Below are 21,789 nucleotides of genomic sequence, written 5' to 3'. Positions count from 1 at the left end.
CATGCGCCCAACCGTCGCCGCCCCGCTTCCCGACACCCCCCCGAGCGGGGCCGTGCGCAGCGACTGGCAGACCTTGCGCAAGCTGTTGCCCTACCTGTGGCAGTACCGCTGGCGCGTGGGCCTGGCGCTGGCCTTCCTGCTGGCGGCCAAGGGGGCGAACGTCAGCGTGCCGGTGCTGCTCAAGCACCTGGTCGACGCGCTCGACCTGAAGCCGGGCGATCCGCGCGCGCTGCTGGTGGTGCCCACGGGCATCCTGCTGGCCTATGCCGGCCTGCGGCTGTCGACCTCGGTGTTCACCGAGTTGCGCGAACTGGTGTTCGCCAAGGTGTCCTTCGGCGCCTCGCGGCAGATCGCGCTGGAGGTGTTTCGCCACCTGCAGGCGCTGAGCCTGCGCTTCCACCTCGAGCGGCAGACGGGCGGCCTGTCGCGCGACATCGAGCGCGGCACGCGCGCGCTGCAGTCGCTGGTGTCGTACTCGCTCTACACCATCCTGCCCACGCTGGTGGAGGTGGCGCTGGTGCTGGGCTTCCTGGGCTGGCGCTTCGATGCCGGCTACGTGTGGATCACGCTGTCGGCGCTGGCGGTGTACATCACCTTCACCGTGTCGGTGACCGAATGGCGCTCGCGCTTCCGCCGCGAGATGAACGAGCTCGACTCCAAGGCCCACAGCCGGGCCATCGACGCGCTGCTGAACTACGAGACCGTCAAGTACTTCAACAACGAGGCCTTCGAGGCGCAGCGCTACGACGTGGGCCTGGACGCCTACCGCAAGGCCCAGATCAAGTCGCAGACCACGCTGTCGCTGCTCAACACCGGCCAGCAGCTCATCATTGCCACCAGCCTGGTGGCCATGCTGTGGCGGGCCACGCAGGGCGTGGTCGACGGTCGGCTGACGCTGGGCGATCTGGTGATGGTCAACGCCTTCCTCATCCAGCTCTACATCCCGCTGAACTTCCTGGGCGTGCTCTACCGAGAGGTGAAGCAGAGCCTGACCGACCTCGACAAGATGTTCGCGCTGCTCGAACGCGACCGCGAGGTGGACGACGCGGCCGACGCGCCGGCGCTGAAGGTGAGCGCGGGCGTGGTGCGTTTCGAGCGCGTGTCCTTCGCCTACGACCCGGCGCGGCCGATCCTGCACGACGTGAGCTTCGAGATCCCGGCCGGCACCACGGTGGCGGTGGTCGGTTCGTCCGGTGCCGGCAAGAGCACGCTGGCCCGGCTGCTGTACCGCTTTTACGACGTGGGCGGCGGGCGCATCACGATTGACGGGCAGGACATCCGTCAGGTCACCCAGGCCAGCCTGCGGCGGGCCATCGGCATCGTGCCGCAGGACACGGTGCTGTTCAACGACACGGTGGGCTACAACATCGGCTACGGCCGCACCGGTGCCACGATGGCCGAGATCGAGGGCGCGGCACGCGCAGCCCACGTGCACGACTTCATCGCCGCCACGCCCAAGGGCTACGACACGATGGTGGGCGAGCGCGGCCTCAAGCTGTCGGGCGGCGAGAAGCAGCGCGTGGCCATCGCGCGCACGCTGCTGAAGAACCCGCCGGTGCTGATCTTCGACGAGGCCACCTCGGCGCTGGACTCGGCCAACGAGCGGGCGATCCAGGCCGAGCTGAAGAGCGCCGCCGAGGGCAAGACGGCGCTGGTCATCGCGCACCGCCTGTCGACCATCGCCGACGCGCACGAGATCGTCGTGCTCGACGCCGGCCGCGTGGCCGAGCGTGGCTCGCATGGCGAGTTGCTGGCCGCGAACGGCCGCTACGCCGAGATGTGGCGGCTGCAGCAGGCGGACCAGCCGACCGCGCCAGCGGTGCCCTGAGGTTCGGACTGGCTGGCGGGCGGTCCGCACCGGCCTGCGGGCCACCATGCAAAACGCCCACCGAAGTGGGCGTTCTCTCGAGGGTCCTCGGCCAGCGAGCGCGGAGCCCGCCTGCGGTGCGGTCAGCGGCTGGTGCGGCGGCGGCGGCTCGCGGCCATGCCCAGCAGGGCCATGCCGGCCAGCGCGAAACTCGCGGGCTCGGGGATGGTGTTGCCGGAGAAACGGTTCACCGACAGGTCGTCGATCACATAGCTCGAGTCGGCACCGGTGATGGACACCCTGAAGGCGACGAACTTGAAGTCGAACTCGCTCGTGTCCCAGTCACAGACGGGTCCGCCGGCAGGACAGACGATGGAGACGCTGTCCTGTTGGAGCAGCGGGTTCAGGCCGACATAGCTGATCGTCAGGGTGCCGGGGTTCAGCAGGTGCGTGAGCCGCAGGCCGGTCAGGCCCGTCGACGACGAGAACTCGATGCTGATCGGTTCGCCGGCACAGTTGTCGGTTTCGCAGCGCTTGTCGAAGCCGGTCAGCACCCGGTGCGAGCCGTTCGGCGGGGGCGGCACGGCATCGGTGTCGGTTTCCTCGAACACGCTGGAGTTGTCGACGCCCGCCGCATTGCCGAACGTGATGCCGAACGACTTGGCGTAGAAGCTGCCGATCCGGTGATCGGGGTTCACGACATCGTCCACCAGTGCGTCACCCTCGAAGTCCATGGTCACGTACTCGGCGCGGGCGAACTGCGGCACCAGGGCTGCGGACGCAGCGGCGACGACCAACAATCGGCGAAGGAGGGACATGGCAGTGGTCCTGTAGTGGTTGTCTGCAGCGCGGTGTTGCGATGCAAGTATTCAGTGGTTCGACTGTACCGAAGCGACACTCGCTTGCGCACGCTCGCCCCCCCTTTGTTCGAGGGGGAGAGCGGGGTGCCCCCCCGGGTTTGATGTGACGGGCTGTAAGACGTCGCGCCGCTACACTGCCCGCCGTGGAGACCAAGTGGCTCGAAGACTTCGTCAGCCTGGCCGAGACGCGGAGCTTCTCGCGGTCGGCCCAGTTGCGCCATGTCACGCAACCGGCGTTCTCGCGCCGCATCCAGGCCTTGGAGGCCTGGGCCGGCATCGACCTGGTCGACCGCTCGTCCTACCCGACGCGCCTGACCCCTGCCGGCGAAACCCTGCACGCCCAGGCGCTCGAAATCCTGGTGGCCCTGCAGTCGGCGCGCAACCTGATGCGCTCGCACCGCGCCAGCGGGCAGGACGTGATCGAGTTCGCCATCCCGCACACGCTGGCCTTCACCTTCTTCCCCCACTGGCTGATGGAGTTGCGCGGCCGTTTCGGTGCCGTCAAGTCGCGCTTGATCGCGCTCAACGTGCACGACGCCGTGCTGCGGCTCACCGAGGGTGGGTGCGACCTGCTGATCGCCTACCATCATTCGTCGCAGCCCCTGCAGTTGAGCCCCGATCGCTACGAGATGCTCTCGCTTGGCCACGAAACGCTGGCCGCTTACGCCAAGGCGGATGCCAACGGCCAGCCCCTGTTCCGGCTCGGCGGCAGCGGGCAGGTGCCCCTGCTGGCCTACGCGTCGGGGGCCTACATGGGCCACATGGTCGAGCAGATCATCCGCCAGATGGCCGTGCCGCCGACGCTCGAGACCATCTACGAGACCGACATGGCCGAGGGCCTGAAGGCCATGGCCCTCGAAGGGCACGGTCTGGCGTTCCTGCCGGCCAGTTCGGTGCGCAAGGAACTGAAATCCGGCCGCCTGGTCCAGGCCGCGCCAACCGGCGTGGGCGAACTGACGATGGAGGTGCGCATCTACCGCGAGCGCCCGGCCGTGGCGCGCCACGTCAAGCCGGCCGCTCAGGCGCTCTGGGATTTCCTCAAGACCGCTTGATGGGGACGGGGCGGGGTTGGGTGGCGCACCGTCACGGGCGGGTGCCGACGTCGACCGCCAGCGCGGCAAGGCAGGGTAAACACAGGCACCCGGTGTAGCGTTGGCGCAACTCTGCCAGCAGCGCCGGGGCCAGCTGGACGGTCGTGCAGGCGCAAGGCCCGGGCTTGTCCATGCCACAGCGGAAGGCGCCTCCGCAGCGCGGGCAGCGGTCCGGCGACGCGTCGGGGCTGTCCACGATCTCAGGCAAACAGGCCCTTGTGCTGGTCGCGCAGCAGGTTCTTCTGCACCTTGCCCATCGCATTGCGCGGCAGGTCGGGCACGACGAACAGGTGCTTGGGCACCTTGAAGTTGGCGATGCGCGACTTCAGGTCCGCGACGATCGCCGCGCCATCGAGCGAGGCACCCGGCTTGGGCACGACGACCGCCACCACGCCCTCGCCGAAATCCGGGTGCGGCACGCCGATGACGGCCGATTCGGCCACGCCGGGCAGGTCGTTGATGACGCCCTCGATCTCGGCCGGGTAGACGTTGTAGCCTCCGCTGATGATCAGGTCCTTGCTGCGGCCGACGATGGTGACGTAGCCGCCGGCGTCGAACCTGCCGACGTCACCGGTCTTGAACCAGCCGTCGGCGGTGAACTCTTCCTTCGTCTTTTCGGGCATGCGCCAGTAGCCCGAGAAGACGTTCGGGCCCGTGACCTCGATGCCGCCGATCTCGCCGGTGGCGCAGTCGCGGCCCTGGTCGTCGCGCACGCGCACGCCGACGCCCGGCAACGGAAAGCCCACGGTGCCGCCACGGCGCTCGCCTTGCGCCGCGTCGCAGGGGTTGGAGGTGAGCATCACCGTCTCGCTCATGCCGTAGCGCTCGAGGATGGTGTGGCCGGTGCGCGCACGCCAGTCGTTGAAGGTCTCGGTCAGCAAGGGCGCCGAGCCGCTGATGAACAGCCGCATGTGCGCGCAGGCCGCGGGCGTGAGCGCGGCCTCGGCGAGCATGCGCACGTACAGCGTGGGCACGCCCATGAACACCGTGGCCTCGGCGAATCGGCCGATGGCGGCCTTGGGGTCGAACTTCGAGAACCAGATCATGCGGCTGCCATTGAGCAGCGCGCCGTGAGAGGCCACGAACAGGCCGTGCACGTGGAAGATCGGCAACGCATGCACCAGCACGTCGTCGGGCCGCCAGCCCCAGTACCGCTGCAACACCTGGGCATTGCTGGCCAGGTTGCCGTGGCTGAGCATCGCGCCCTTGCTGCGGCCGGTGGTGCCGCTGGTGTACAGGATGGCCGCCAGATCGCCGGCCTGGCGCACGGCCGGCGTGTGCCGGTCGCTGCAGTGCGCGGCGCGCTCGAGCAGGCTGCCGCTGCGGTCGTCGCCCAGCGTGAACACGTGGTCCGTGCCGGCGCTGAAGGCGATGCGGCTGACCCAGGCGAAGTTCTTCGGCGAGCACACCACCACCGCCGGTTCGGCGTTGCCGATGAAGTACTCGATCTCGGCCGACTGGTAGGCCGTGTTCAGCGGCAGGAAGACATGGCCTGCGCGCAGCACGGCCAGGTAGAGCATCAAGGCCTCGACGCTCTTCTCGGTCTGCACCGCCACGCGCGAGCCCGCCGGCAGGGCCAGCCCCTCGAGCAGGTTGGCGATCATCGCCGTGGCGCGGTCGAGGTCGCGCCAGGTGTAGTGCAGCGGGGCGCCGGGGCCGTCGGCGGTTTCGATGGCCACCGCGTCCAGGTCCGTCGGGAAGCCCGCGCGCAGCGTGGCAAAGAGGTTCTGGTTGTCCATGGGGTGCGCCCGTGCGTGACGACGTGGTGTCAGTCGAGCTTCGCGCCCGAGCCCTTCACGACCTCGGCCCAGCGCTTGATCTCGTTGCCGACGAACTTGCCGAAGTCGGCGCCCCAGATGTTGGGCGGATTGGCGCCCAGGCCGGCCCAGATCGTCTTGAGCTCGTCGGACTGCAGCGCCTTCTTCATCTCCGCCTGCATCTGCTCGACGATGGCCGGCGGCGTGCCCTTGGGGGCCCACAGGCCATACCAGGTGGCCACCTGGTAGGTGGGCACGCCGGCCTCGATGGACGTGGGCGTGTCGGGGAAGCCTGGCGCGCGTCTTTCGCTGGCCACCGCCAGTGCCTTGATGCGCCCGCCCTTGATGTGCGCGGCCGACGAGCCCAGGCCATCGAACATCATGTCCACCTGCCCGGCGACCAGGTCTTGCAGTGCCGGGCCGGCACCGCGGTAGGGGATGTGGGTGATGAAGGTCTTGGTCTGAAGCTTGAACAGTTCGCCGGCCAGGTGGTGCGAGGTGCCGTTGCCGGCCGAGCCATAGTTGAGCTTGCCGGGGTTCTTGCGCACGTACTCGAGGAATCCCTTCAGGTCCGTCACCGGCACGCGCTGCGGGTTGACGACGATGACCTGCGGCACGCTGGAGATCAGACCGACCGGCACGAAGTCGGATTCGATCTGGTAATCGAGCTTCGGGTACATCGACGGCGCAATGGCGTGGTGCACGGCGCCCATGAAGAAGGTGTAGCCGTCGGGTGCGGCGCGGGCGGCGATGCCGGCGCCGAGCGTGCCGCCGGCGCCGCCCTTGTTGTCGATGACGAACTGTCGGCCCATCTGCCGGGTCATCGTGGCAAACAGCGGCCGCGCGAAGGCGTCGGTGCCGCCGCCGGGCGGGAAGGGCACCACGATCGTCACCGGCTTGGCGGGCCAGCCCTGGGCCATGGCCCAGGGTGCGAGGGCCAGGGCAGCCAGCCCCAGCAGCGTGCGGCGGGCCCGCGCGAAGCGCGTCGTGGCGATCATGGTGTGTCTCCGAAGGTTATAGGTCTACAGCAGCGAGGAAATCGCGCGGGAATGTACCACCCGACCCTTCACGAAACGGTCGTGGCAGGTCTCGACACGGCCCAGGTCGTAAAGGTAGTTGACCATCAGGCCGGCCGACTGCTTCAGCCCCTTGGCCGACAGGTTGGCCTGGGCGTTGAGCCGCTCGAGCCGCGCGCCGTTGTCGAGGTGGAAGCGGGCCACCGGGTCGCCCCTGGGCGTGGGCGACTGGTGCACCAGGTACAGCGCGGCCAGGCGCCACAGCGCATGGTGCGCGGCGGCCGGCAATGCGGCCATCGCGGTTGCGCTGCCGAGGGCGCCGAGCTCGTCGCCCGCCGCCGCGCGCAACTGGCCCAGGGCCTGCGCGGTGCGCTCGTTGGCGGCCGGGGTCAGCCCGGCGATGCCGCTGCCGTCGCGCGCCTTGTGCAGCCAGGCCATGAACCCGGGGATCGGCGACAGCGTGCAGAAGGTCTTGAGCTGCGGCAGCTCGCGCTTGAGCTGCTCGGCCACGCGCTTGATCAGGAAGTTGCCGAGCGACACGCCGCGCAGCCCGGGCTGGCAATTGCTGATCGAATAGAACACCGCCACCTTGAACTGCTCGGGCGGCAGCGGTTGCGACTTCTTGTCGATCAGCGGTGCGATGGCGCCAGCCATCTCGGGCACCAGCGCCACCTCGACGAAGATCAGTGGCTCGTCGGGCAACTGCGGGTGAAAGAAGGCGAAGCAGCGGCGGTCGGGCTGCAGCCGGCGCCGCAGGTCGTCCCAGCCGTCCACCTCGTGCACCGCCTCGTGCCGGATGATCTGCTCGAGCAGTTGCGCCGGCGAGTTCCAGTCCACCTTGCGCATCTGCAGGAAGCCGGGATTGAACCAGCTGGACAGCAGGTGCAGCAGGTCGTGCTCGACACCGGCCAGCGAGGCGTGGCGACCCAGCCGTTCGAGCAGGCGCAGGCGCAGGCGCACGATGGCCGCGGTGCCGCCGGGGGCGCGGTTCAGGCGCCGGAACAGCTCCTGCCGCGGCGGCTCGGCCACCTGCGTCAGGCGGATCAGGTGCTCGGCGTCGGTGGGCGCCTGCGAATAGGCGAGGGCGGCGGCGAGCACCTTCTTGGGGTCGGGGCTGAAGTCGCGGGCCAGGCTGTCGAAGAAGCGCCAACGGAGTTCATCGGGCAGCTGGTCGAGCCGGGCGACGATGCCCGCGGCGATCGTCGGGCCATTGGCCTCGCCGCGCTCGGACAGCAGCCGGCGGCAGTCGAGCAGCAGCGAGCGCAGCGCTTCAGCCATGGTGCCGGCGCGGCATCTGCGGTTGGTTCACGCCCTCTTGGAGGGCACTGCTCCGCGGTGGGATCGGGTCGGCCATGCGCTGCACTGTAATGCGACCACGGCGCCGTCGACATCCGGCGGATCACCCGGTTGGGCCGTGCGCGTGCGCATGAAAAAACGGCGCCCCGGCCATCGCTGACCGGGGCGCCGCAGCTTGCGATGGCGCGGGCGGCCGCGCGTTCAGTAGCCCAGCCTCCGGCCGATCTCGAGCGTCAGCGCCGACTGGTTCAGCGCGTAGAAGTGCAGCCCCGGCGCGCCGCCGGCCAGCAGGCGCTCGCACAGCGCGGTGATCACGTCCAGGCCGAAGGCGCGGATCGAGGCGGCGTCGTCCATGTAGCCTTCCATCTTCAAGGCCACCCAGCGCGGGATCTCGATGCCGTCGCGCGCCGCGAACTGCGCCACCCGGGCGTAGTTGTGGAAGGGCATGATGCCCGGCACGATCGGCGCGGCGACACCCAGCGCCCGGGCTTGTTCGGCGAAGTGGAAGTACGCGTCCGGGTTGAAGAAGAACTGCGTGATGGCCGAATCGGCCCCCGCCTTCATCTTGTCGGCGAAGTGCTGCAGGTCGCGCCTGGCATAACGCTGTTCCGGATGGTACTCAGGGTACGCAGCCACCTCGATGTGCCAGTCGCGCCCCTGGGTTTCGCGGATGAACGCCACCAGTTCGGCCGCGTAGCGGAACTCGCCGGCCACCGCGGTGCCGCTGGGCAGGTCGCCCCGCAGCGCCACCAGGCGGTGGATGCCCTGGGCCCGGTAGCCGGCCAGGATCTCGGCGATGCCCTCTCGAGTGGAGCCCACGCACGACAGGTGCGGCGCGGCCTCGAAGCCGGCCGCCGCGATGTCGCGCACGGTGGCCAGCGTTTTGTCGCGCGTCGACCCGCCAGCGCCATAGGTGACGCTGAAGAACTCGGGCTGGAGCACCGAGAGTTCATGCACCACGGCCTTGAGCTTCTCGCTCCCGACCGGGGTGTTGGGCGGAAAGAACTCGATGCTGAGCTTGGGTCGGCTGTCCGCGCCCATCTCAATACCTGTAGCTGTCCGGCTTGTACGGCCCCTGCCTGGGCACGCCGATGTAGGCGGCCTGCTCCTCGCTCAGCTCGGTCAGCTGGGCGTTCAGCGTCTTCAGCTGCAGGCGCGCCACCTTCTCGTCCAGGTGCTTGGGCAGCACGTAGACCTTGCCCACTTCGTAGAAGTCCTGGTGGGTGAACAGCTCGATCTGCGCGATCGTCTGGTTGGCGAAGCTCGACGACATCACGTAGCTGGGGTGGCCGGTGCCGCAGCCCAGGTTCACCAGCCGGCCCTTGGCCAACATGATGATGCGCTTGCCCGGCTTGCCGTCCACGCCAGGGAAGATCACGTGGTCGACCTGCGGCTTGATCTCTTCCCACTGGTACTTCTCGACCGACGCGATGTCGATCTCGTTGTCGAAGTGGCCGATGTTGCAGACGATGGCGTTGTGCTTCATCGCGGCCATGTGGTCGTGCGTGATGACGCCCTTGTTGCCGGTGGCGGTGACGAAGATGTCGGCCTTGTCGGCAGCCCAGTCCATCGTGACCACGCGGTAGCCTTCCATCGCCGCCTGCAGCGCGTTGATGGGGTCGATCTCGGTCACCCACACCTGGGCGCTCAGGGCGCGCAGCGCCTGGGCCGAGCCCTTGCCCACGTCGCCATAGCCGGCGACCACGGCGATCTTGCCGGCGATCATCACGTCGGTGGCGCGCTTGATGCCGTCGACCAGGCTCTCGCGGCAGCCGTACAGGTTGTCGAACTTGCTCTTGGTGACCGAGTCGTTGACGTTGATGGCGCGGAACATCAGCGTGCCCTTGGCCGACATCTCGTTCAGGCGGTGCACGCCGGTGGTCGTCTCTTCGGTCACGCCGATGATCTGCGCGCCCTTGCGCGAGTACCAGGTCGAGTCGACGGCCAGCTTGGCCTTGATGGCGGCGAACAGCTCGCGCTCTTCCTCGCTGCCCGGGTTGGCGATCAGCGACGCATCCTTCTCGGCGCGCTTGCCCAGGTGCATCAGCAGCGTTGCATCGCCACCGTCGTCGAGGATCATGTTCGGGCCTTCGCCCTCGGTGCCCTTGGCGCCGAACTCGAAGATGCGGTGCGTGTAGTCCCAGTAGTCCTTCAGGCTCTCGCCCTTGTAGGCGAAAACCGGCGTGCCCTGGGCCACCAGCGCCGCGGCGGCGTGGTCCTGGGTGGAGAAGATGTTGCACGAGGCCCAGCGCACCTCGGCGCCCAGGGCCTGCAGCGTTTCCACCAGCACGGCGGTCTGGATGGTCATGTGCAGCGAACCGGTGACGCGCGCGCCCTTCAGCGGCTGGGTCTTGGCGTACTCGGCTCGGATGGCCATCAGCGCCGGCATTTCGCTTTCGGCGATGTGGAGTTCCTTGCGGCCCCAGTCGGCGAGCGACAGGTCGGCAATGGCGTAATCGCTGGCTTGCAGCGGCTTCAGGACAGCGTTCATGATCGAGAGGCTCCGTAGGGCAATGGAACCCGCACAGGTCGCGATCTGGACACAGCCCACCCACGACCGACATGCGGGTGAGCGCGGTTGCAATGAAGCGGTTTCGAGCCTGGGGCCTGGCGGCCTTGCAACGCTCCTCGAAACCAGGCGCAGATGTTAGCAGCGACGGCGCGTCGGCGCTGCCCGTGCATCGGCCGAGAAGCGGGCCGATGTCACGGGTGTTCCGTCGATCAGCCGACGCCGGCCGAGGCCAGCTGGTCGTCGCCCCGGCTGGGCACCAGCGACGGGCGGCCGACGATCAGCGGGTCGACGGCGCCCAGCGTGTCGAGGTCTTTCTTCGCATAGGGCAGGCGGTGCAGCACGTAGCGCATCGCATTGAGACGCGCGCGCTTCTTGCAGTCGCTCTTGATCACCGTCCACGGTGCATCGGACGTGTCGCAGTGCAGGAACATCGCCTCCTTGGCGCGGGTGTAGTCGTCCCACTTGTCGAGCGAGGCCATGTCGATCGGGCTGAGCTTCCACTGCTTCAGCGGATGCATCTTGCGCTCCTTGAAGCGGCGGCGCTGCTCGGCGCGGCTGACCGAGAACCAGAACTTGAACAGGTGCACGCCCGAGCGCACCAACTGGCGCTCGAACTCCGGCGCCTGGCGCAGGAACTCGTCGTACTCGGCGTGGCTGCAGAAGCCCATCACGCGCTCCACGCCCGAGCGGTTGTACCAACTGCGGTCGAACATCACGATCTCGCCGCGGGTGGGCAGGTGCTGCACGTAGCGCTGGAAGTACCACTGGCCCTGCTCGACCTCACTGGGCTTCTCGAGGGCCACCACGCGCGCACCGCGGGGGTTGAGGTGTTCCATGAAGCGCTTGATGGTGCCGCCCTTGCCGGCGGCGTCGCGGCCCTCGAAGATGACCACCACGCGTGCGCCGGTGTCCTTCACCCAGGCCTGCAGCTTGAGCAGTTCGACCTGCAGGCGGTACTTCTGCTTCTCGTAAGAGCGGCGCGACAGCAGGTTGCGATACGGGTAGCCGCCCTCGCGCCAACCGGGGGCGAGTTCGATGTCGGCGTCCTTGGTCGGCGTGGCGTTCTGGTCGGTCTCGGTGAGCAGGCGGCGCAGGGCCTTGCGGTCGTCGGGCGAGGCGCCGTCCATCAGGGTCTGCAACTCGGTGATCACCGAGCCCGACGGGTCGCCCTTGGCGTGGCCGGCCAGAAGGTCGGCCAGGGCCATCGACTGGCGCGTCTGCGCGCGCGTCATGGCCCGCGAGACACGGTCGTTCTCGAGGTCACGGCGGGTCAGCGACGCGGGCGTGTCGCCGGCCTCGACCGGCCTGGGGGCCCTGGCCGGGCGGCGTGGCGTCGCTGCCTTGGCGGGCGGCGCGCTGGCCTCCGGCAGCTTGGCCACCGGCTGCTTCGCGGCTGCGCGTGCCCGTGGCTTGGCAGGGGGGGTCGGGGCAGGGGATTCCTTGGCCATGGGCTCCTCGTGTGACAGGCGTATGACCCCATGATCTTCCTGCCGCGGTGGCACCGCAAGCGTTGATCGGCATCAATCGCGGTGGGCTGTGGGAGACTGCTCGCATGCACTGCGCACGAGCATCGGCCGACCGCCTGCGCCCCTGGAGCGAGGTGCCGGTCGACCGCCTGGTCGCGCTGCGCGGTGTGCTCACCGACATCGACGACACGCTCACGCGCGACGGTGCCATCGAGCCCGTGGCCCTGCGAGCGCTGCAGCGCCTGGCGGCAGCCGGCGTGCCCGTGGTGGCCATCACCGGCCGGCCGGCGGGGTGGAGCGAGCCCTTCGCGATGCAGTGGCCGGTGGCGGCCATCGTGGCCGAGAACGGCGCGGTGATGCTGCGCCGGGTGGATGCCGCGCTGCGCCACGACTTCACCGCCGACGCCGCCACCCGCGCCGAGCGGGCGCGGCGCCTGCAGGCCTGTGCCGCGGCCGTGCTGGCCGAGGTGCCGGGCGCCACGCTGGCCCGCGACAGCGTCGGGCGGCTCACCGACATCGCGGTCGACCACAGCGAGTTCGCTGCGCTCGACGAGGCCCGCATCGCCCAGGTCGTCGAGGTGATGCGCCGGCACGGCCTCACCGCCACCGTCAGCTCCATCCACGTCAATGGCTGGATCGGCGAGCACAGCAAGTGGTCGGCGGCGCGCTGGGCGGTCGAGCAGGCGGTGGGCGTGCCCTTCGACCCGGCCGAGTGGCTTTACGTGGGCGATTCGACCAACGACCAGCTGATGTTCGAGCATGTGCCGCTGTCGGTGGGCGTGGCCAACATCGCCCGCTTCGTGCCGCGGCTGTCGGTGCTGCCGGCCTACGTCACCGCGGGCGAGCGCGGCCAGGGCTTTGCCGACGCGGCCGATGCGCTGCTGGCCGCCCGACCCACCGGCGCCCGATGACTGACGCACGCGACGCGGCGCTGCTGCGCTGCGCGCTGGGCCTGGCGCTGGCCGCCGCGGTGTCGCTGGGCCTGGCGCGTTTCTCGTATGCGCTGCTGCTGCCGCCGATGCGCGCCGACCTGGGCTGGAGCTACGTCACCGCCGGCGCCATGAACACCGTCAACGCCGCCGGCTACCTGCTCGGTGCGCTGGCCATGCCGGTGGCGATGGCGCGATTCGATGCGCGGCGGCTGATGCTGGCCGGCGGCCTGGGTGCGGCGATCGTGCTGGCCGGGCACGGCCTGGTGCGCCACGACGCGGCGCTGTTCGCCCTGCGCCTGGCGGCCGGGCTGTGCAGCGCTGCCAGCTTCGTCGGCGGCGGCGTGCTGGCCGCGCGCCTGGCCACCGGCCCGGCGGGTGCCGGGCGCTCCGGCCTGGTGCTGGGCCTGTACTACGGCGGCACCGGCCTGGGCATCGTCGGGTCGGCGCTGGTGGTGCCCGGGCTGGTGGTGCCCGGCGGCCTGGGTTGGTCGGTGGCCTGGGTGGCGCTCGGCGGTCTGGCCGCCTTGGCGACGGCGGCCACCGCGGCCACGACGCGGCCCCTGGAGGCCCCGCCCACGGAATCGGCGGCGCGCAGGCCGGTGCGCCTGGCGCCGATGGCCTTCGGCCTGGCCGGCTACCTGATGTTCGGGCTGGGGTACATCGGCTACATGACCTTCATCGTCACGCTGCTGCGCGAGCAGGGCATGGCCAGCGGCGTGATCACGGCGTTCTACGTGCTGCTGGGCGCCGGCGTGGTGGCCTCGTCGTGGCTGTGGGCCGGGCTGCTGCAGCGCCAGCGCGGCGGCCTGCCGATGGCCGTGCTCAACGGCCTGCTGGCCCTGGCCACCGCGCTGCCGGTGTGGAGCCCGCACCCGGTGGCGGTGTTCGCCTCGGGGCTGCTGTTCGGCAGCGTGTTCCTGTCGGTGGTGGCATCGACCACCGCGCTGGTGCGGCACAACCTGCCGGCGGCGTCCTGGCCATCGGGCATCTCGGCCTTCACCATCGTCTTCGCGGCCGGCCAGATCGTCGGGCCGGTGGTCGTCGGCTGGGTGGCTGACGGGCCTGGCGGCCTGCTGCGCGGGCTGGGCTGCAGCGCCGCGGTGCTGGCCCTGGGGGCCGTGCTGGCGACGCGCCAGCGGGCCTTCGGGCCGGGTTGACGCGCTGCGCGGCGTCGCGCCGCCGTGCTCAGGGAGCCAGGCCGAGGAACACCGCCATGCGCTGCAGTTCGTCGTCCAGTGCGGGCCGGAAGCTCGCGTCGCCCGGCGGCCGGCCCGCCACGTAGCCCAGGTCGGCCCGCAGCGCGCCGCCCTGCACCGCCAGGTTGCCCCAGCCGATGACCTGGTCGCGCCACAGCAGGGGCAGCGCGTAGTAGCCGCGCACGCGCTTGGGCGCCGGCGTGTAGGCCTCGAAGCGGTAGGCCCAGCCCCACAGCCGCTCGAAGCGCAGGCGGTCCCAGACGATGGGGTCGAAGGGGGCGAGCAGCCGCACCTCGTCGGGCCGGGCATGGCGGCGCGACGCGGGGCTCTCGCCGTCGGGCCAGTACCAGTCGATGCCGTCGACACGGGCCCGCGGCAGCCGGGCCTTGGCGCGTTGCAGCGCGGCCTTGCGCAGCGGGCCCCACTGCGGCGCGCCCATCACCAGGCGCGCGACGAGCTGGCCCAAGGTGGTGGCCGGCAGCGGCGCGTACTTGCCCACCACCACGTCCACCAGGGCGTCCATCGCCGCGGCCGGATCGGCGGCGGGCTCGTGCGGGTCGCGCGCCGCGTACAGCCGCACGCCGCCTTCGCGGCCGGCGATGCGCACCAGGCCGCGGAAGTGCATGCCGTCGAGCAGTTGCGTGCTGGCGTTCGTCGAGCCGCCGAACCAGTTGCGCACCTTGCCGTGCGCAAAGTGCGCATCGACCTGGCGCGGGTGCACCACGCCATGCGCCCGCACGAACTCCAGCACCGCGTGGGCCTGCGCCCATCGCGCCTTGGGCCAGACCGTGCGCGCGGTGCGCGGGTGCATCAGTGCCTGCGTGTCGCGCGGCAGGAAGCCGTAGTTGACGAAGAAGTCTTCCTCGACCGCCAGCCGCGGGTAGCGCTGCTCGAGGTCGCCTGCCCGGTAGTCCTTGACGCGGTGCCGCAGCGTCAGGTCCTGCGCCCGCGCAGGGGCACGGATCGGGTCGGCCTGCACGAAGCCCAGCCGCTGGATGGCCCGGGGCAGCGTGGTCGGCGCGAACAGGGTGCGCGCCACCGCGAAGCGGCGCAGGTCGTCGAGCGTGGGCGCGCGCGCGGCCATGGTGGGTGCCTGCTCAGAGGCCCCGCGCCGGCCGCAGGGCCATCAGCAGGTCGTGCACTTCGTAGGTCATCACGGCCAGGAAGCCGGCCAGCACCACGTAGAACAGGCCGTAGCCCCACTTCTGCGCCGTGGGCACCGCGTAGTAGGTCTGCGCCTCGGCGCTGTCGCTGCGGTAGCGGATGGCCTTCCACACCTGCGGCGCGGCAATCAGCGCCACCAGCAGCAGCATCGGGCTGGGCCGCCACAGGAACACCGCGCCCAGGATCGGCACGCCCAGCAGCCAGATGCGCGGGCTCAGTACCGCGGTGATGCGCCCGCCGTCGAAGGGTGACAGCGGGATCAGGTTGAACAGGTTGAGGAAGAAGCCCGCGTACGACACGGCCAGCAGCCAGTCGATCTGCCAGGCCCGCGCCAGCACATAGACCAACAGCGCGCCCAGTGTGCCGATCAGCGGGCCGCCCAGGCCCACGTAGGCCTCGGTCTCGGCGTCGTGCGGCAACTGCTTCAACTCGATCCAGGCGCCGATGAAGGGGATGAAGGTGGGCAGGCCCACGTCCAGCCCGCGCTGGCGCGCCGCCACGTAGTGCCCCATCTCGTGCACGAACAGCAAGGCGATGAACCCCGCCGCATAACGCCAACCGTAGATGAACGCGTACACCACCAGCGACAGCAGCATGGTGCCGCCGCTGGTCAACAGCTTGCCGAGCTTGGCGCCGGACAGCAGGAGCAGGAGGATCTTGATCATGGACTGGCACGATTGTGGCAGCGCCAGGGTGCGGCGCCCTTGCGGCGCCCTTGCGGCGCCCTTGCGGAGCAGACAGCGGACTCTGCCGGCGACAATGCCGCGCATGCCGAATCCGACCGACGCGCTGCAGGGCCTCACCGTGCTGGAGCGCGGCTGGCTGTCGTCGAACAACCTGCTCATCCACGCCGCGGGCGACGAGCCCGGCGCGGTGCTGGTCGACACCAGCCACGTCAACCACGTCGACCAGACGCTGGCGCTGGTGCGCCATGCGCTGCAGGGGCAGCCGCTGGCCACCGTCGTCAACACGCACCTGCATTCGGACCATTGCGGCGGCAATGCGGTGCTGCAGCGCGAGTTCGGCGCGGCCTTGCTGATCCCGCCGGGCCAGGCCGAGGCCGTGGCCAACTGGGACGACGGCCAGCTCAGCCACCAGGCCACCGGCCAGCGCTGCGACCGCTTCGCACCGCAGGGCCTGCTGCGCCCGGGCGAGGTGCTGCGTGCCGGCGGTCGCCGCTGGGAGGTGCTGCCCGCCCCGGGCCATGACCCCGATTCGGTGATGCTGTTCGACCCCGCTGGAGGTGTGCTGGTCTCGGCCGATGCGCTGTGGGAGCACGGCTTCGGGCTGGTGTTTCCGGAACTGGTCGGCGAGCCCGGCTTCGACGACGTGGCCTCGGTGCTCGACGCCATCGAGCGCCTGCCGGTGCGGGTGGTGGTGCCGGGCCACGGGGCACCCTTCAGCGACGTGGCGGCGGCGCTGGCCCGGGCCCGCTCGCGGCTGCGCAACTATGTGGCCGAGCCGGCGCGGCATGCCCGCCATGCGGCCAAGGTGCTGATCAAGTACCACCTGATGGAGGAGCGCAGGCAGGCGGTTGCAGCGCTGCGCGACTGGACGGCGGCGGCGCCGCTGTTTGCCGCGCTGTGGGACCTGCACGGGCGCGCGTTGACCGAGTCGCCGCAGGCTTGGTGCGATGCGCTGGTGGGTGAGCTGGTGGGCAGCGGGGCGTTGGGGATCGAGGACGGGGTGGTGGTCGATCGGTGAGTCGGACGGGACGGAGTCCCGCGGTCGCGGAGGGCTGGCCTCACAGCCCGGCGAGGCCGCGCAAGACCGCGACCTTGTCCGTACCTTGGTCCGCGCTCACATCGCTGAAGCGATATGAGCGCAGCCCGCGACTGGATCCGCGCTGCCGCGCGGGCCGGGCTTTACAGCCCGGCAAGGTCGCGCAAGACCGCGACCTTATTCGTCTTTTGGTCCGCGCTCACATCGCTGAAGCGATATGAGCGCAGCCCGCAGCCGGATCCGCGCTGTCGCGCGGGCCGGACTTACAGCCCGGCAAGGTCACGGAGTACCGCGACCTTATCCGTCCGCTCCCACGTGAACTCGGGCTCTTCTCGGCCGAAGTGGCCGTAGGCGGCGGTCTTGGTGTAGATCGGGCGCAGCAGGTCGAGCATCTGGATGATGCCCTTCGGGCGCAGGTCGAAGACCTCGCCGACGATGGCGGCGATGCGCTCGTCGGAGATCTTGCCGGTGCCTTCGGTGTACACCGTCACGTTCATCGGCTTGGCCACGCCGATGGCATAGGCCACCTGGATCTGGCATTGCTTGGCCAGGCCGGCGGCGACGATGTTCTTGGCCACGTAACGCGCGGCATAGGCGGCCGAGCGGTCGACCTTGCTCGGGTCCTTGCCCGAGAACGCGCCGCCGCCGTGCGGGCAGGCGCCACCATAGGTGTCGACGATGATCTTGCGGCCGGTCAGGCCGCAATCGCCCTGCGGACCGCCGATGACGAAGCGGCCGGTCGGGTTGATCAGGTACTTGGTGTCGGCGGTGAGCCATTCCTTCGGCAGCACCGGCTTGATGATCTCTTCGCGCACCGCCTCGTAAAAGGCGTCGGTCATCTTGTGGCCCAGGCTGTACTCGGGCGCATGCTGGCTGCTCAGCACCACGGTGTCGATGCTGTGCGGCTTGCCGTCCACGTAGCGCATCGTCACCTGGCTCTTGGCGTCCGGCCGCAGGAAGGGCAGGCGGCCGTCCTTGCGCAATTGCGCCTGGCGCTCGACCAGCCGGTGCGCGTAGTAGATCGGCGCGGGCATCAGCTCGGGCGTCTCGTCGCAGGCGTAGCCGAACATCAGGCCCTGGTCGCCGGCACCGGTGTTCAGGTGGTCGTCGCTGGCGTGGTCCACGCCCTGGGCGATGTCGTTGCTCTGCTTGTCGTAGGCCACCAGCACCGCGCAGCCCTTGTAGTCGATGCCGTACTCGGTGTTGTCGTAGCCGATGCGCTTGATGGTGTCGCGCGCCACCTGGATGTAGTCCACGTGCGCGTTGGTGGTGATCTCGCCCGCCAGCACCACGAGGCCGGTGTTGCACAGCGTCTCGGCGGCCACGCGCGAGCGCGGGTCCTGCGCGAAGATCGCGTCGAGGATGGCATCGGAAACCTGATCGGCCACCTTGTCGGGATGGCCTTCGGAGACGGATTCCGAGGTGAAGAGAAAGTCGTTCGCCACTTATACACTCCAGGGTTGCAGTGAAACCTGCGTCGCCGGTTCCAGAAGCTGGGGGTGTGCGGCGAACGCTTTAGCGGTATTTGGCGGTCCGTTGCCGGCCCGGTGCAGCCTGAATCGCTGCACGATCGCCCCGCAAGTTGTCCTTTAACTCGGCGATCCGCCAGATTATAAGAAGCATGCAGTTCCTGATCCGCGTCGCCGCCCGCTTGTCCCTGCGAACTTTGCAACGCTTGGGCTGGCTGCTGGGGTGGCTGGCCTACGGCCTGTCGCCCAGCTACCGCGGGCGCCTGCAGCAGCACGCCGCGCTGGCCGGCCTCAGCCCGGCGCAGCGGCGCGAGGCCGTGGCCTCGGCCGGGCACATGGCCGCCGAACTGCCCTGGTTCTGGCTGCGTCCGGCCGATCGGCCGCTGGGCGACGTGGTGCGCTGGCAAGGCGCAGAACTCATCGACGCGGCCATCCTGTCCGGCCGCGGGCTGGTGCTGCTCACGCCGCACCTGGGCTGCTTCGAGGTCTGTGCCCAGGCCATTGCCGAGCGCTTCGGCGACCGCACCTGCCTGACCGCGATGTACCGCCCCGCGCGCCAGGCCTGGCTGCGCGAGCTGGAAGAGACCACCCGCGCCCGGCCGGGCCTGGCCACTGCGCCGGCGGCACTGGCCGGCGTTCGCCAGATGATCCGCGCGCTGCGCAAGGGCGAATCGGTGGGCCTGCTGCCCGACCAGGTGCCGCCCGACGGCATGGGGGTGTGGGCGCCGTTCTACGGCCGGCCGGCCTACACCATGACGCTGGCCGCCCGCCTGGTGCAGCAGACCGGTGCCGCGCTGCTGCTGATCTGGGCCGAGCGCCTGCCGCGCGGCCAGGGCTTCGTGCTGCGCGTGTCGCTGCCCACGGAGACACTGCCCGAGCGTGCCGGCGACGAGGCCCATTGGCAGGTGGCCTGCGCCGCCGCCATCAACCGCGAGATGGAGCGCCTGATCGGCCAGCGCCCGGGCCAGTACCTGTGGGGCTACCACCGCTTCAAGCAGCCGCGCGCCCAGGTGGCGGCCGGCGCCGGGGAGGGCGCATGATGTCCCGCGTGCTGGCGCGTGCGCTGCTGGCGCTGCTGTGGGGGCTGCAGCGGCTGCCGCTGGGCGTGCAGGCCGCGCTGGGCCGGGGGTTCGGCCGGCTGATGCACCGGCTGGCCGGCTCGCGCCGCCGCGTCGCGCTGCGCAACCTCGAGCTGTGCATGCCCGAGCTGGACGAGCCCGCCCGCCGGGCGCTGGTGCGCGAGCACTTCGGCTGGCTGGGCCGCAGCCTGCTCGAGCGCGGCCTGCTGTGGCATGCGTCGCCCGAGCGGCTGAAGCGGCTGATCCAGGTCGAGGGCGACGTTGGCCTGGCCGAGCGCAGCGAGCGGCCGGTGATGTGGCTGGTGCCGCACTTCGTGGCGCTGGACGTGGCCGGCGCCAGCACCCAGCTGTTCCAGAAGAAGATGGTGGCGTCCATCTACCAGGCGCAGAGCAACCCGGTGTTCGACGAGGCCATGCGCCGCGGCCGGCTGCGCTTCGGCCAGGGCCAGGTCTTCGCGCGCAGCGAAAAGGCCCTGCCGCTGGTGCGGGCGGTGCGCAAGGGCTGGGCCTTCTTCAACCTGCCCGACATGGATTTCGGCGCCCGCGACGCGGCCTTCGTGCCCTTCTTCGGCGTGCCCGCGGCCACGCTGCTGGCGCCGGCGCGCATGGCGCGCTCGCTGGGCATGGTGGTGCAGCCGGTGGTGGCCGAGATGTTGCCGGGCGGCCAGGGCTACCGCGTGCGCTTTCTGCCGCCCTGGGACGACTTTCCCGGCGACGACGACGAGGCCGCCGCCCGCCGCATGAACCGCTGGATCGAGGACGAGATCCGCCGCAACCCGTCGCAGTACCTGTGGGTGCATCGGCGCTTCAAGACCCGGCCCGAAGGCCAGCCGCCCTTGTACTGACTTTCACCCCCTGTCCACCCGCAGCGACGCACCGATAATCTGCCCATGAGATTGCGATTCACCAAGATGCATGGCGCCGGCAACGACTTCGTCGTCATCGATGCCACGCACGTGCCCGTCGAGCTCACGGCCGCGCAGCTGCGCCGCCTGGGCGACCGGCGCTTCGGCGTCGGGGCCGACCAGATCCTGCAGGTCGAGCCCAGCCGCACCGACGGCGTCGACTTCCGCTACCGCATCTTCAACAACACTGGCGACGAGGTCGAGCACTGCGGCAACGGCGCCCGCTGCTTCGTGCGCTTCGTGCACGACCGCGGCCTCACCACCAAGCGGCAGGTGCGCGTCGAGACCGTCAACAACCTGCTCGAGCTGCGGCTGCAGGACGACGGCCGCGTCACCGTCGACATGAACCGCCCCATCTTCGAACTCGACCGCGTGCCCTTCGACGCCAGCGGGCTCGAGGCGCGCCGCGAGGGCGGCTTCGAGCGCTGGCCGCTCGACGTGGGCGAGGGCCGCAAGGTGGAAGTGGCCGTGCTGTCGATGGGCAACCCGCATGCCGTGCAGCGCGTGGAAGACGTGCGCGAGGCGCCGGTGACCGAACTGGGCCCGCGCATCGAGACCCACCAGCGCTTTCCGCGCCGGGTGAACGCCGGCTTCATGCAGGTGGTGTCGCGCCAGCAGGTGGCCCTGCGCGTGTTCGAGCGCGGCGCCGGCGAGACCCTGGCCTGCGGCACTGGCGCCTGTGCGGCGGTGGTGGCCGGCATCCGCCTGGGCTGGCTCGACCGCAAGGTGGACGTGCAGGCCCGCGGCGGCGTGCTCACCGTCGAATGGCCCGGCGACGACGACACCGTGCGCATGACCGGGCCCGCGGAAACCGTATTCGAAGGGGAGATCGAACTGTGAGCATCACTGGTGGCATCACCGAGCTGGACCTGGCCAACTACCTGGCCAACACCCCGGGCTTCTTCGAGCGCCATGCCGAGTTGCTGGCCAGCGTGCAGCTCACCAGCCCGCACGGCCAGCGCGCCGTCTCGCTGCAGGAGCGGCAGATGGAAATGCTGCGCGAGAAGATCAAGGGCCTCGAGCAGAAGATCATGGAGATGATCCGCCACGGCCAGGAGAACGTCTCCATCGCCGAGCGGCTGCACCGCATCACCCGCGAGATCCTGCTCACCTCGGCGCCGGCCGCGCTGCCCGAGGTGCTGTTGCGCACGCTGCGCCACGAGTTCCTGATCCCGCAGGCCGCGCTGCGCCTGTGGGGCGTCGACGATTCCTTCGACGGCCTGCCCTTCACGCAGGACGTGACCCCCGACACCCGCGCCTTCGCGGCCAGCCTGACGCTGCCCTATTGCGGCGTCAACTCGGGCTTCGAGGCCATGAAGTGGCTCGACGACCCCGACACCGTGCTGTCCACCGCGCTGATCCCGCTGCGCGCCGGCGGCCAGGATTCGATCGGCCTGCTGGTGCTGGCCTCGTCCGACGCGTCACGCTACACCGCCGACATGGGCACCGAGTTCCTGCTGCGCATCGGCGAGATCGCCAGCGCCGCGCTGTCGCGGCTGCTGCCCAACGACTGACCC

The 21,789-nt window shown here is 70.2% G+C and carries 20 protein-coding genes and 1 riboswitch; of the genes, 9 read left to right on the top strand and 11 right to left on the bottom strand.

Going from position 1 to position 21,789, the window contains the following annotated elements; genetic code table 11:
* Position 1: 1 nt before the first annotated feature.
* Positions 2-1,828 carry an ABC transporter ATP-binding protein/permease gene (locus EOINJALH_RS04485; protein WP_088279117.1) on the top strand — a complete coding sequence of 609 codons (1,827 nt, stop codon included), beginning with the start codon at positions 2-4 and terminating at the stop codon, positions 1,826-1,828.
* A gap of 122 nt (positions 1,829-1,950) precedes the next feature.
* On the opposite strand, the gene EOINJALH_RS04480 is transcribed toward EOINJALH_RS04485, so the two are convergent.
* On the bottom strand, positions 1,951-2,625 hold the full coding sequence (locus EOINJALH_RS04480; RefSeq protein ID WP_088279116.1) for a PEP-CTERM sorting domain-containing protein: 675 nt from the start codon (positions 2,623-2,625) through the stop codon (positions 1,951-1,953).
* Positions 2,626-2,810: 185 nt separating this feature from the next.
* Between EOINJALH_RS04480 and EOINJALH_RS04475 the strand changes: the two genes are divergently transcribed.
* A complete protein-coding gene (locus EOINJALH_RS04475; RefSeq protein ID WP_088279115.1) occupies positions 2,811-3,719 on the top strand; it encodes a LysR substrate-binding domain-containing protein in 909 nt (302 codons plus the stop codon).
* Positions 3,720-3,750: 31 nt separating this feature from the next.
* Here EOINJALH_RS04475 and EOINJALH_RS33125 read toward each other — a convergent pair whose 3' ends face one another.
* From EOINJALH_RS33125 to ppk2, 7 genes are all read right to left on the bottom strand, one after another.
* A complete protein-coding gene (locus tag EOINJALH_RS33125) occupies positions 3,751-4,020 on the bottom strand; it encodes a cysteine-rich CWC family protein (RefSeq protein WP_088279114.1) in 270 nt (89 codons plus the stop codon).
* Complete coding sequence (locus EOINJALH_RS04465; RefSeq protein ID WP_088279113.1) at positions 3,959-5,497, bottom strand: malonyl-CoA synthase; 1,539 nt, start codon at positions 5,495-5,497, stop codon at positions 3,959-3,961. The genes EOINJALH_RS33125 and EOINJALH_RS04465 overlap by 62 nt, the downstream gene beginning before the upstream one ends.
* 29 nt (positions 5,498-5,526) lie before the next feature.
* The gene (locus EOINJALH_RS04460; protein ID WP_088279112.1) at positions 5,527-6,513 is read right to left on the bottom strand and encodes a tripartite tricarboxylate transporter substrate binding protein; all 987 of its coding nucleotides are present in this window, start codon (positions 6,511-6,513) and stop codon (positions 5,527-5,529) included.
* A gap of 24 nt (positions 6,514-6,537) precedes the next feature.
* A complete protein-coding gene (locus EOINJALH_RS04455; RefSeq protein WP_088279111.1) occupies positions 6,538-7,809 on the bottom strand; it encodes a malonyl-CoA decarboxylase in 1,272 nt (423 codons plus the stop codon).
* 219 nt (positions 7,810-8,028) lie between these two features.
* Positions 8,029-8,868: a methylenetetrahydrofolate reductase [NAD(P)H] gene (metF, locus tag EOINJALH_RS04450; protein ID WP_088279110.1), complete on the bottom strand. Its 840-nt coding sequence runs from the start codon at positions 8,866-8,868 to the stop codon at positions 8,029-8,031.
* 1 nt (position 8,869) lies between these two features.
* Positions 8,870-10,318, bottom strand: a complete 1,449-nt coding sequence (gene ahcY / locus EOINJALH_RS04445) for an adenosylhomocysteinase (protein WP_088279109.1) — start codon at positions 10,316-10,318, stop codon at positions 8,870-8,872.
* A gap of 72 nt (positions 10,319-10,390) precedes the next feature.
* Positions 10,391-10,463, bottom strand: a riboswitch (S-adenosyl-L-homocysteine riboswitch).
* A gap of 85 nt (positions 10,464-10,548) precedes the next feature.
* Complete coding sequence (gene ppk2, locus EOINJALH_RS04440) at positions 10,549-11,718, bottom strand: polyphosphate kinase 2 (RefSeq protein WP_234413654.1); 1,170 nt, start codon at positions 11,716-11,718, stop codon at positions 10,549-10,551.
* 173 nt (positions 11,719-11,891) lie between these two features.
* Here ppk2 and EOINJALH_RS04435 point away from each other — a divergent pair, with 173 nt between their 5' ends.
* Both EOINJALH_RS04435 and EOINJALH_RS04430 read left to right on the top strand, forming a co-directional pair.
* Positions 11,892-12,716: an HAD-IIB family hydrolase gene (locus EOINJALH_RS04435; RefSeq protein WP_088279107.1), complete on the top strand. Its 825-nt coding sequence runs from the start codon at positions 11,892-11,894 to the stop codon at positions 12,714-12,716.
* Positions 12,713-13,894 (top strand): YbfB/YjiJ family MFS transporter, encoded by a 1,182-nt coding sequence (locus EOINJALH_RS04430; protein WP_088279106.1) that lies wholly within the window; start codon positions 12,713-12,715, stop codon positions 13,892-13,894. Before EOINJALH_RS04435 ends, EOINJALH_RS04430 begins: the two co-directional genes overlap by 4 nt.
* 28 nt (positions 13,895-13,922) lie before the next feature.
* Here the strand turns inward: EOINJALH_RS04430 and EOINJALH_RS04425 are convergent, their stop codons facing one another.
* Both EOINJALH_RS04425 and EOINJALH_RS04420 read right to left on the bottom strand, forming a co-directional pair.
* Entirely contained in the window at positions 13,923-15,017 is a 1,095-nt protein-coding gene (locus EOINJALH_RS04425; protein ID WP_088279105.1) for a DNA glycosylase AlkZ-like family protein, read from the bottom strand.
* 13 nt (positions 15,018-15,030) lie between these two features.
* Positions 15,031-15,762: a site-2 protease family protein gene (locus tag EOINJALH_RS04420; RefSeq protein ID WP_088279104.1), complete on the bottom strand. Its 732-nt coding sequence runs from the start codon at positions 15,760-15,762 to the stop codon at positions 15,031-15,033.
* A gap of 103 nt (positions 15,763-15,865) precedes the next feature.
* Between EOINJALH_RS04420 and EOINJALH_RS04415 the strand changes: the two genes are divergently transcribed.
* Positions 15,866-16,801, top strand: a complete 936-nt coding sequence (locus tag EOINJALH_RS04415) for an MBL fold metallo-hydrolase (RefSeq protein ID WP_234413653.1) — start codon at positions 15,866-15,868, stop codon at positions 16,799-16,801.
* Positions 16,802-17,082: 281 nt separating this feature from the next.
* Here EOINJALH_RS04415 and metK read toward each other — a convergent pair whose 3' ends face one another.
* Positions 17,083-18,264, bottom strand: coding sequence for a methionine adenosyltransferase (metK, locus tag EOINJALH_RS04410; RefSeq protein ID WP_088279102.1), 1,182 nt, complete (start codon positions 18,262-18,264; stop codon positions 17,083-17,085).
* 176 nt (positions 18,265-18,440) lie between these two features.
* Between metK and EOINJALH_RS04405 the strand changes: the two genes are divergently transcribed.
* From EOINJALH_RS04405 to EOINJALH_RS04390, 4 genes are read left to right on the top strand one after another with little or no spacing between them, the layout of a single operon-like run.
* On the top strand, positions 18,441-19,328 hold the full coding sequence (locus tag EOINJALH_RS04405) for a lysophospholipid acyltransferase family protein (protein WP_088279101.1): 888 nt from the start codon (positions 18,441-18,443) through the stop codon (positions 19,326-19,328).
* A complete protein-coding gene (locus EOINJALH_RS04400) occupies positions 19,328-20,212 on the top strand; it encodes a lysophospholipid acyltransferase family protein (protein WP_088279121.1) in 885 nt (294 codons plus the stop codon). Before EOINJALH_RS04405 ends, EOINJALH_RS04400 begins: the two co-directional genes overlap by 1 nt.
* A gap of 45 nt (positions 20,213-20,257) precedes the next feature.
* A complete protein-coding gene (gene dapF / locus EOINJALH_RS04395; RefSeq protein WP_088279100.1) occupies positions 20,258-21,112 on the top strand; it encodes a diaminopimelate epimerase in 855 nt (284 codons plus the stop codon).
* On the top strand, positions 21,109-21,786 hold the full coding sequence (locus EOINJALH_RS04390) for a DUF484 family protein (RefSeq protein ID WP_234413652.1): 678 nt from the start codon (positions 21,109-21,111) through the stop codon (positions 21,784-21,786). The genes dapF and EOINJALH_RS04390 overlap by 4 nt, the downstream gene beginning before the upstream one ends.
* The last annotated feature ends 3 nt before the right edge of the window (positions 21,787-21,789 follow it).

Origin of the sequence: Ideonella sp. A 288, from assembly GCF_002198735.1 — a bacterium.
GTDB lineage: Bacteria > Pseudomonadota > Gammaproteobacteria > Burkholderiales > Burkholderiaceae_C > Pseudaquabacterium.
The sequence above is the reverse complement of the archived record's forward strand: the minus strand, read 5'-3'. Positions and strand labels throughout refer to the sequence as shown.

What these genes read in the sequence shown, in the direction of transcription:
- EOINJALH_RS04485 (WP_088279117.1), top strand. Translation starts at nt 2, where the DNA reads ATGCGCCCAACCGTCGCCGCCCCGCTTCCCGACACCCCCCCGAGCGGG.
- EOINJALH_RS04480 (WP_088279116.1), bottom strand. Translation starts at nt 2,625, where the DNA reads ATGTCCCTCCTTCGCCGATTGTTGGTCGTCGCCGCTGCGTCCGCAGCC.
- EOINJALH_RS33125 (WP_088279114.1), bottom strand. Translation starts at nt 4,020, where the DNA reads ATGCGATGGGCAAGGTGCAGAAGAACCTGCTGCGCGACCAGCACAAGG.
- EOINJALH_RS04465 (WP_088279113.1), bottom strand. Translation starts at nt 5,497, where the DNA reads ATGGACAACCAGAACCTCTTTGCCACGCTGCGCGCGGGCTTCCCGACG.
- EOINJALH_RS04460 (WP_088279112.1), bottom strand. Translation starts at nt 6,513, where the DNA reads ATGATCGCCACGACGCGCTTCGCGCGGGCCCGCCGCACGCTGCTGGGG.
- EOINJALH_RS04455 (WP_088279111.1), bottom strand. Translation starts at nt 7,809, where the DNA reads ATGGCTGAAGCGCTGCGCTCGCTGCTGCTCGACTGCCGCCGGCTGCTG.
- metF (WP_088279110.1), bottom strand. Translation starts at nt 8,868, where the DNA reads ATGGGCGCGGACAGCCGACCCAAGCTCAGCATCGAGTTCTTTCCGCCC.
- ahcY (WP_088279109.1), bottom strand. Translation starts at nt 10,318, where the DNA reads ATGAACGCTGTCCTGAAGCCGCTGCAAGCCAGCGATTACGCCATTGCC.
- EOINJALH_RS04435 (WP_088279107.1), top strand. Translation starts at nt 11,892, where the DNA reads ATGCACTGCGCACGAGCATCGGCCGACCGCCTGCGCCCCTGGAGCGAG.
- EOINJALH_RS04430 (WP_088279106.1), top strand. Translation starts at nt 12,713, where the DNA reads ATGACTGACGCACGCGACGCGGCGCTGCTGCGCTGCGCGCTGGGCCTG.
- EOINJALH_RS04425 (WP_088279105.1), bottom strand. Translation starts at nt 15,017, where the DNA reads ATGGCCGCGCGCGCGCCCACGCTCGACGACCTGCGCCGCTTCGCGGTG.
- EOINJALH_RS04420 (WP_088279104.1), bottom strand. Translation starts at nt 15,762, where the DNA reads ATGATCAAGATCCTCCTGCTCCTGCTGTCCGGCGCCAAGCTCGGCAAG.
- EOINJALH_RS04415 (WP_234413653.1), top strand. Translation starts at nt 15,866, where the DNA reads ATGCCGAATCCGACCGACGCGCTGCAGGGCCTCACCGTGCTGGAGCGC.
- EOINJALH_RS04405 (WP_088279101.1), top strand. Translation starts at nt 18,441, where the DNA reads ATGCAGTTCCTGATCCGCGTCGCCGCCCGCTTGTCCCTGCGAACTTTG.
- EOINJALH_RS04400 (WP_088279121.1), top strand. Translation starts at nt 19,328, where the DNA reads ATGTCCCGCGTGCTGGCGCGTGCGCTGCTGGCGCTGCTGTGGGGGCTG.
- dapF (WP_088279100.1), top strand. Translation starts at nt 20,258, where the DNA reads ATGAGATTGCGATTCACCAAGATGCATGGCGCCGGCAACGACTTCGTC.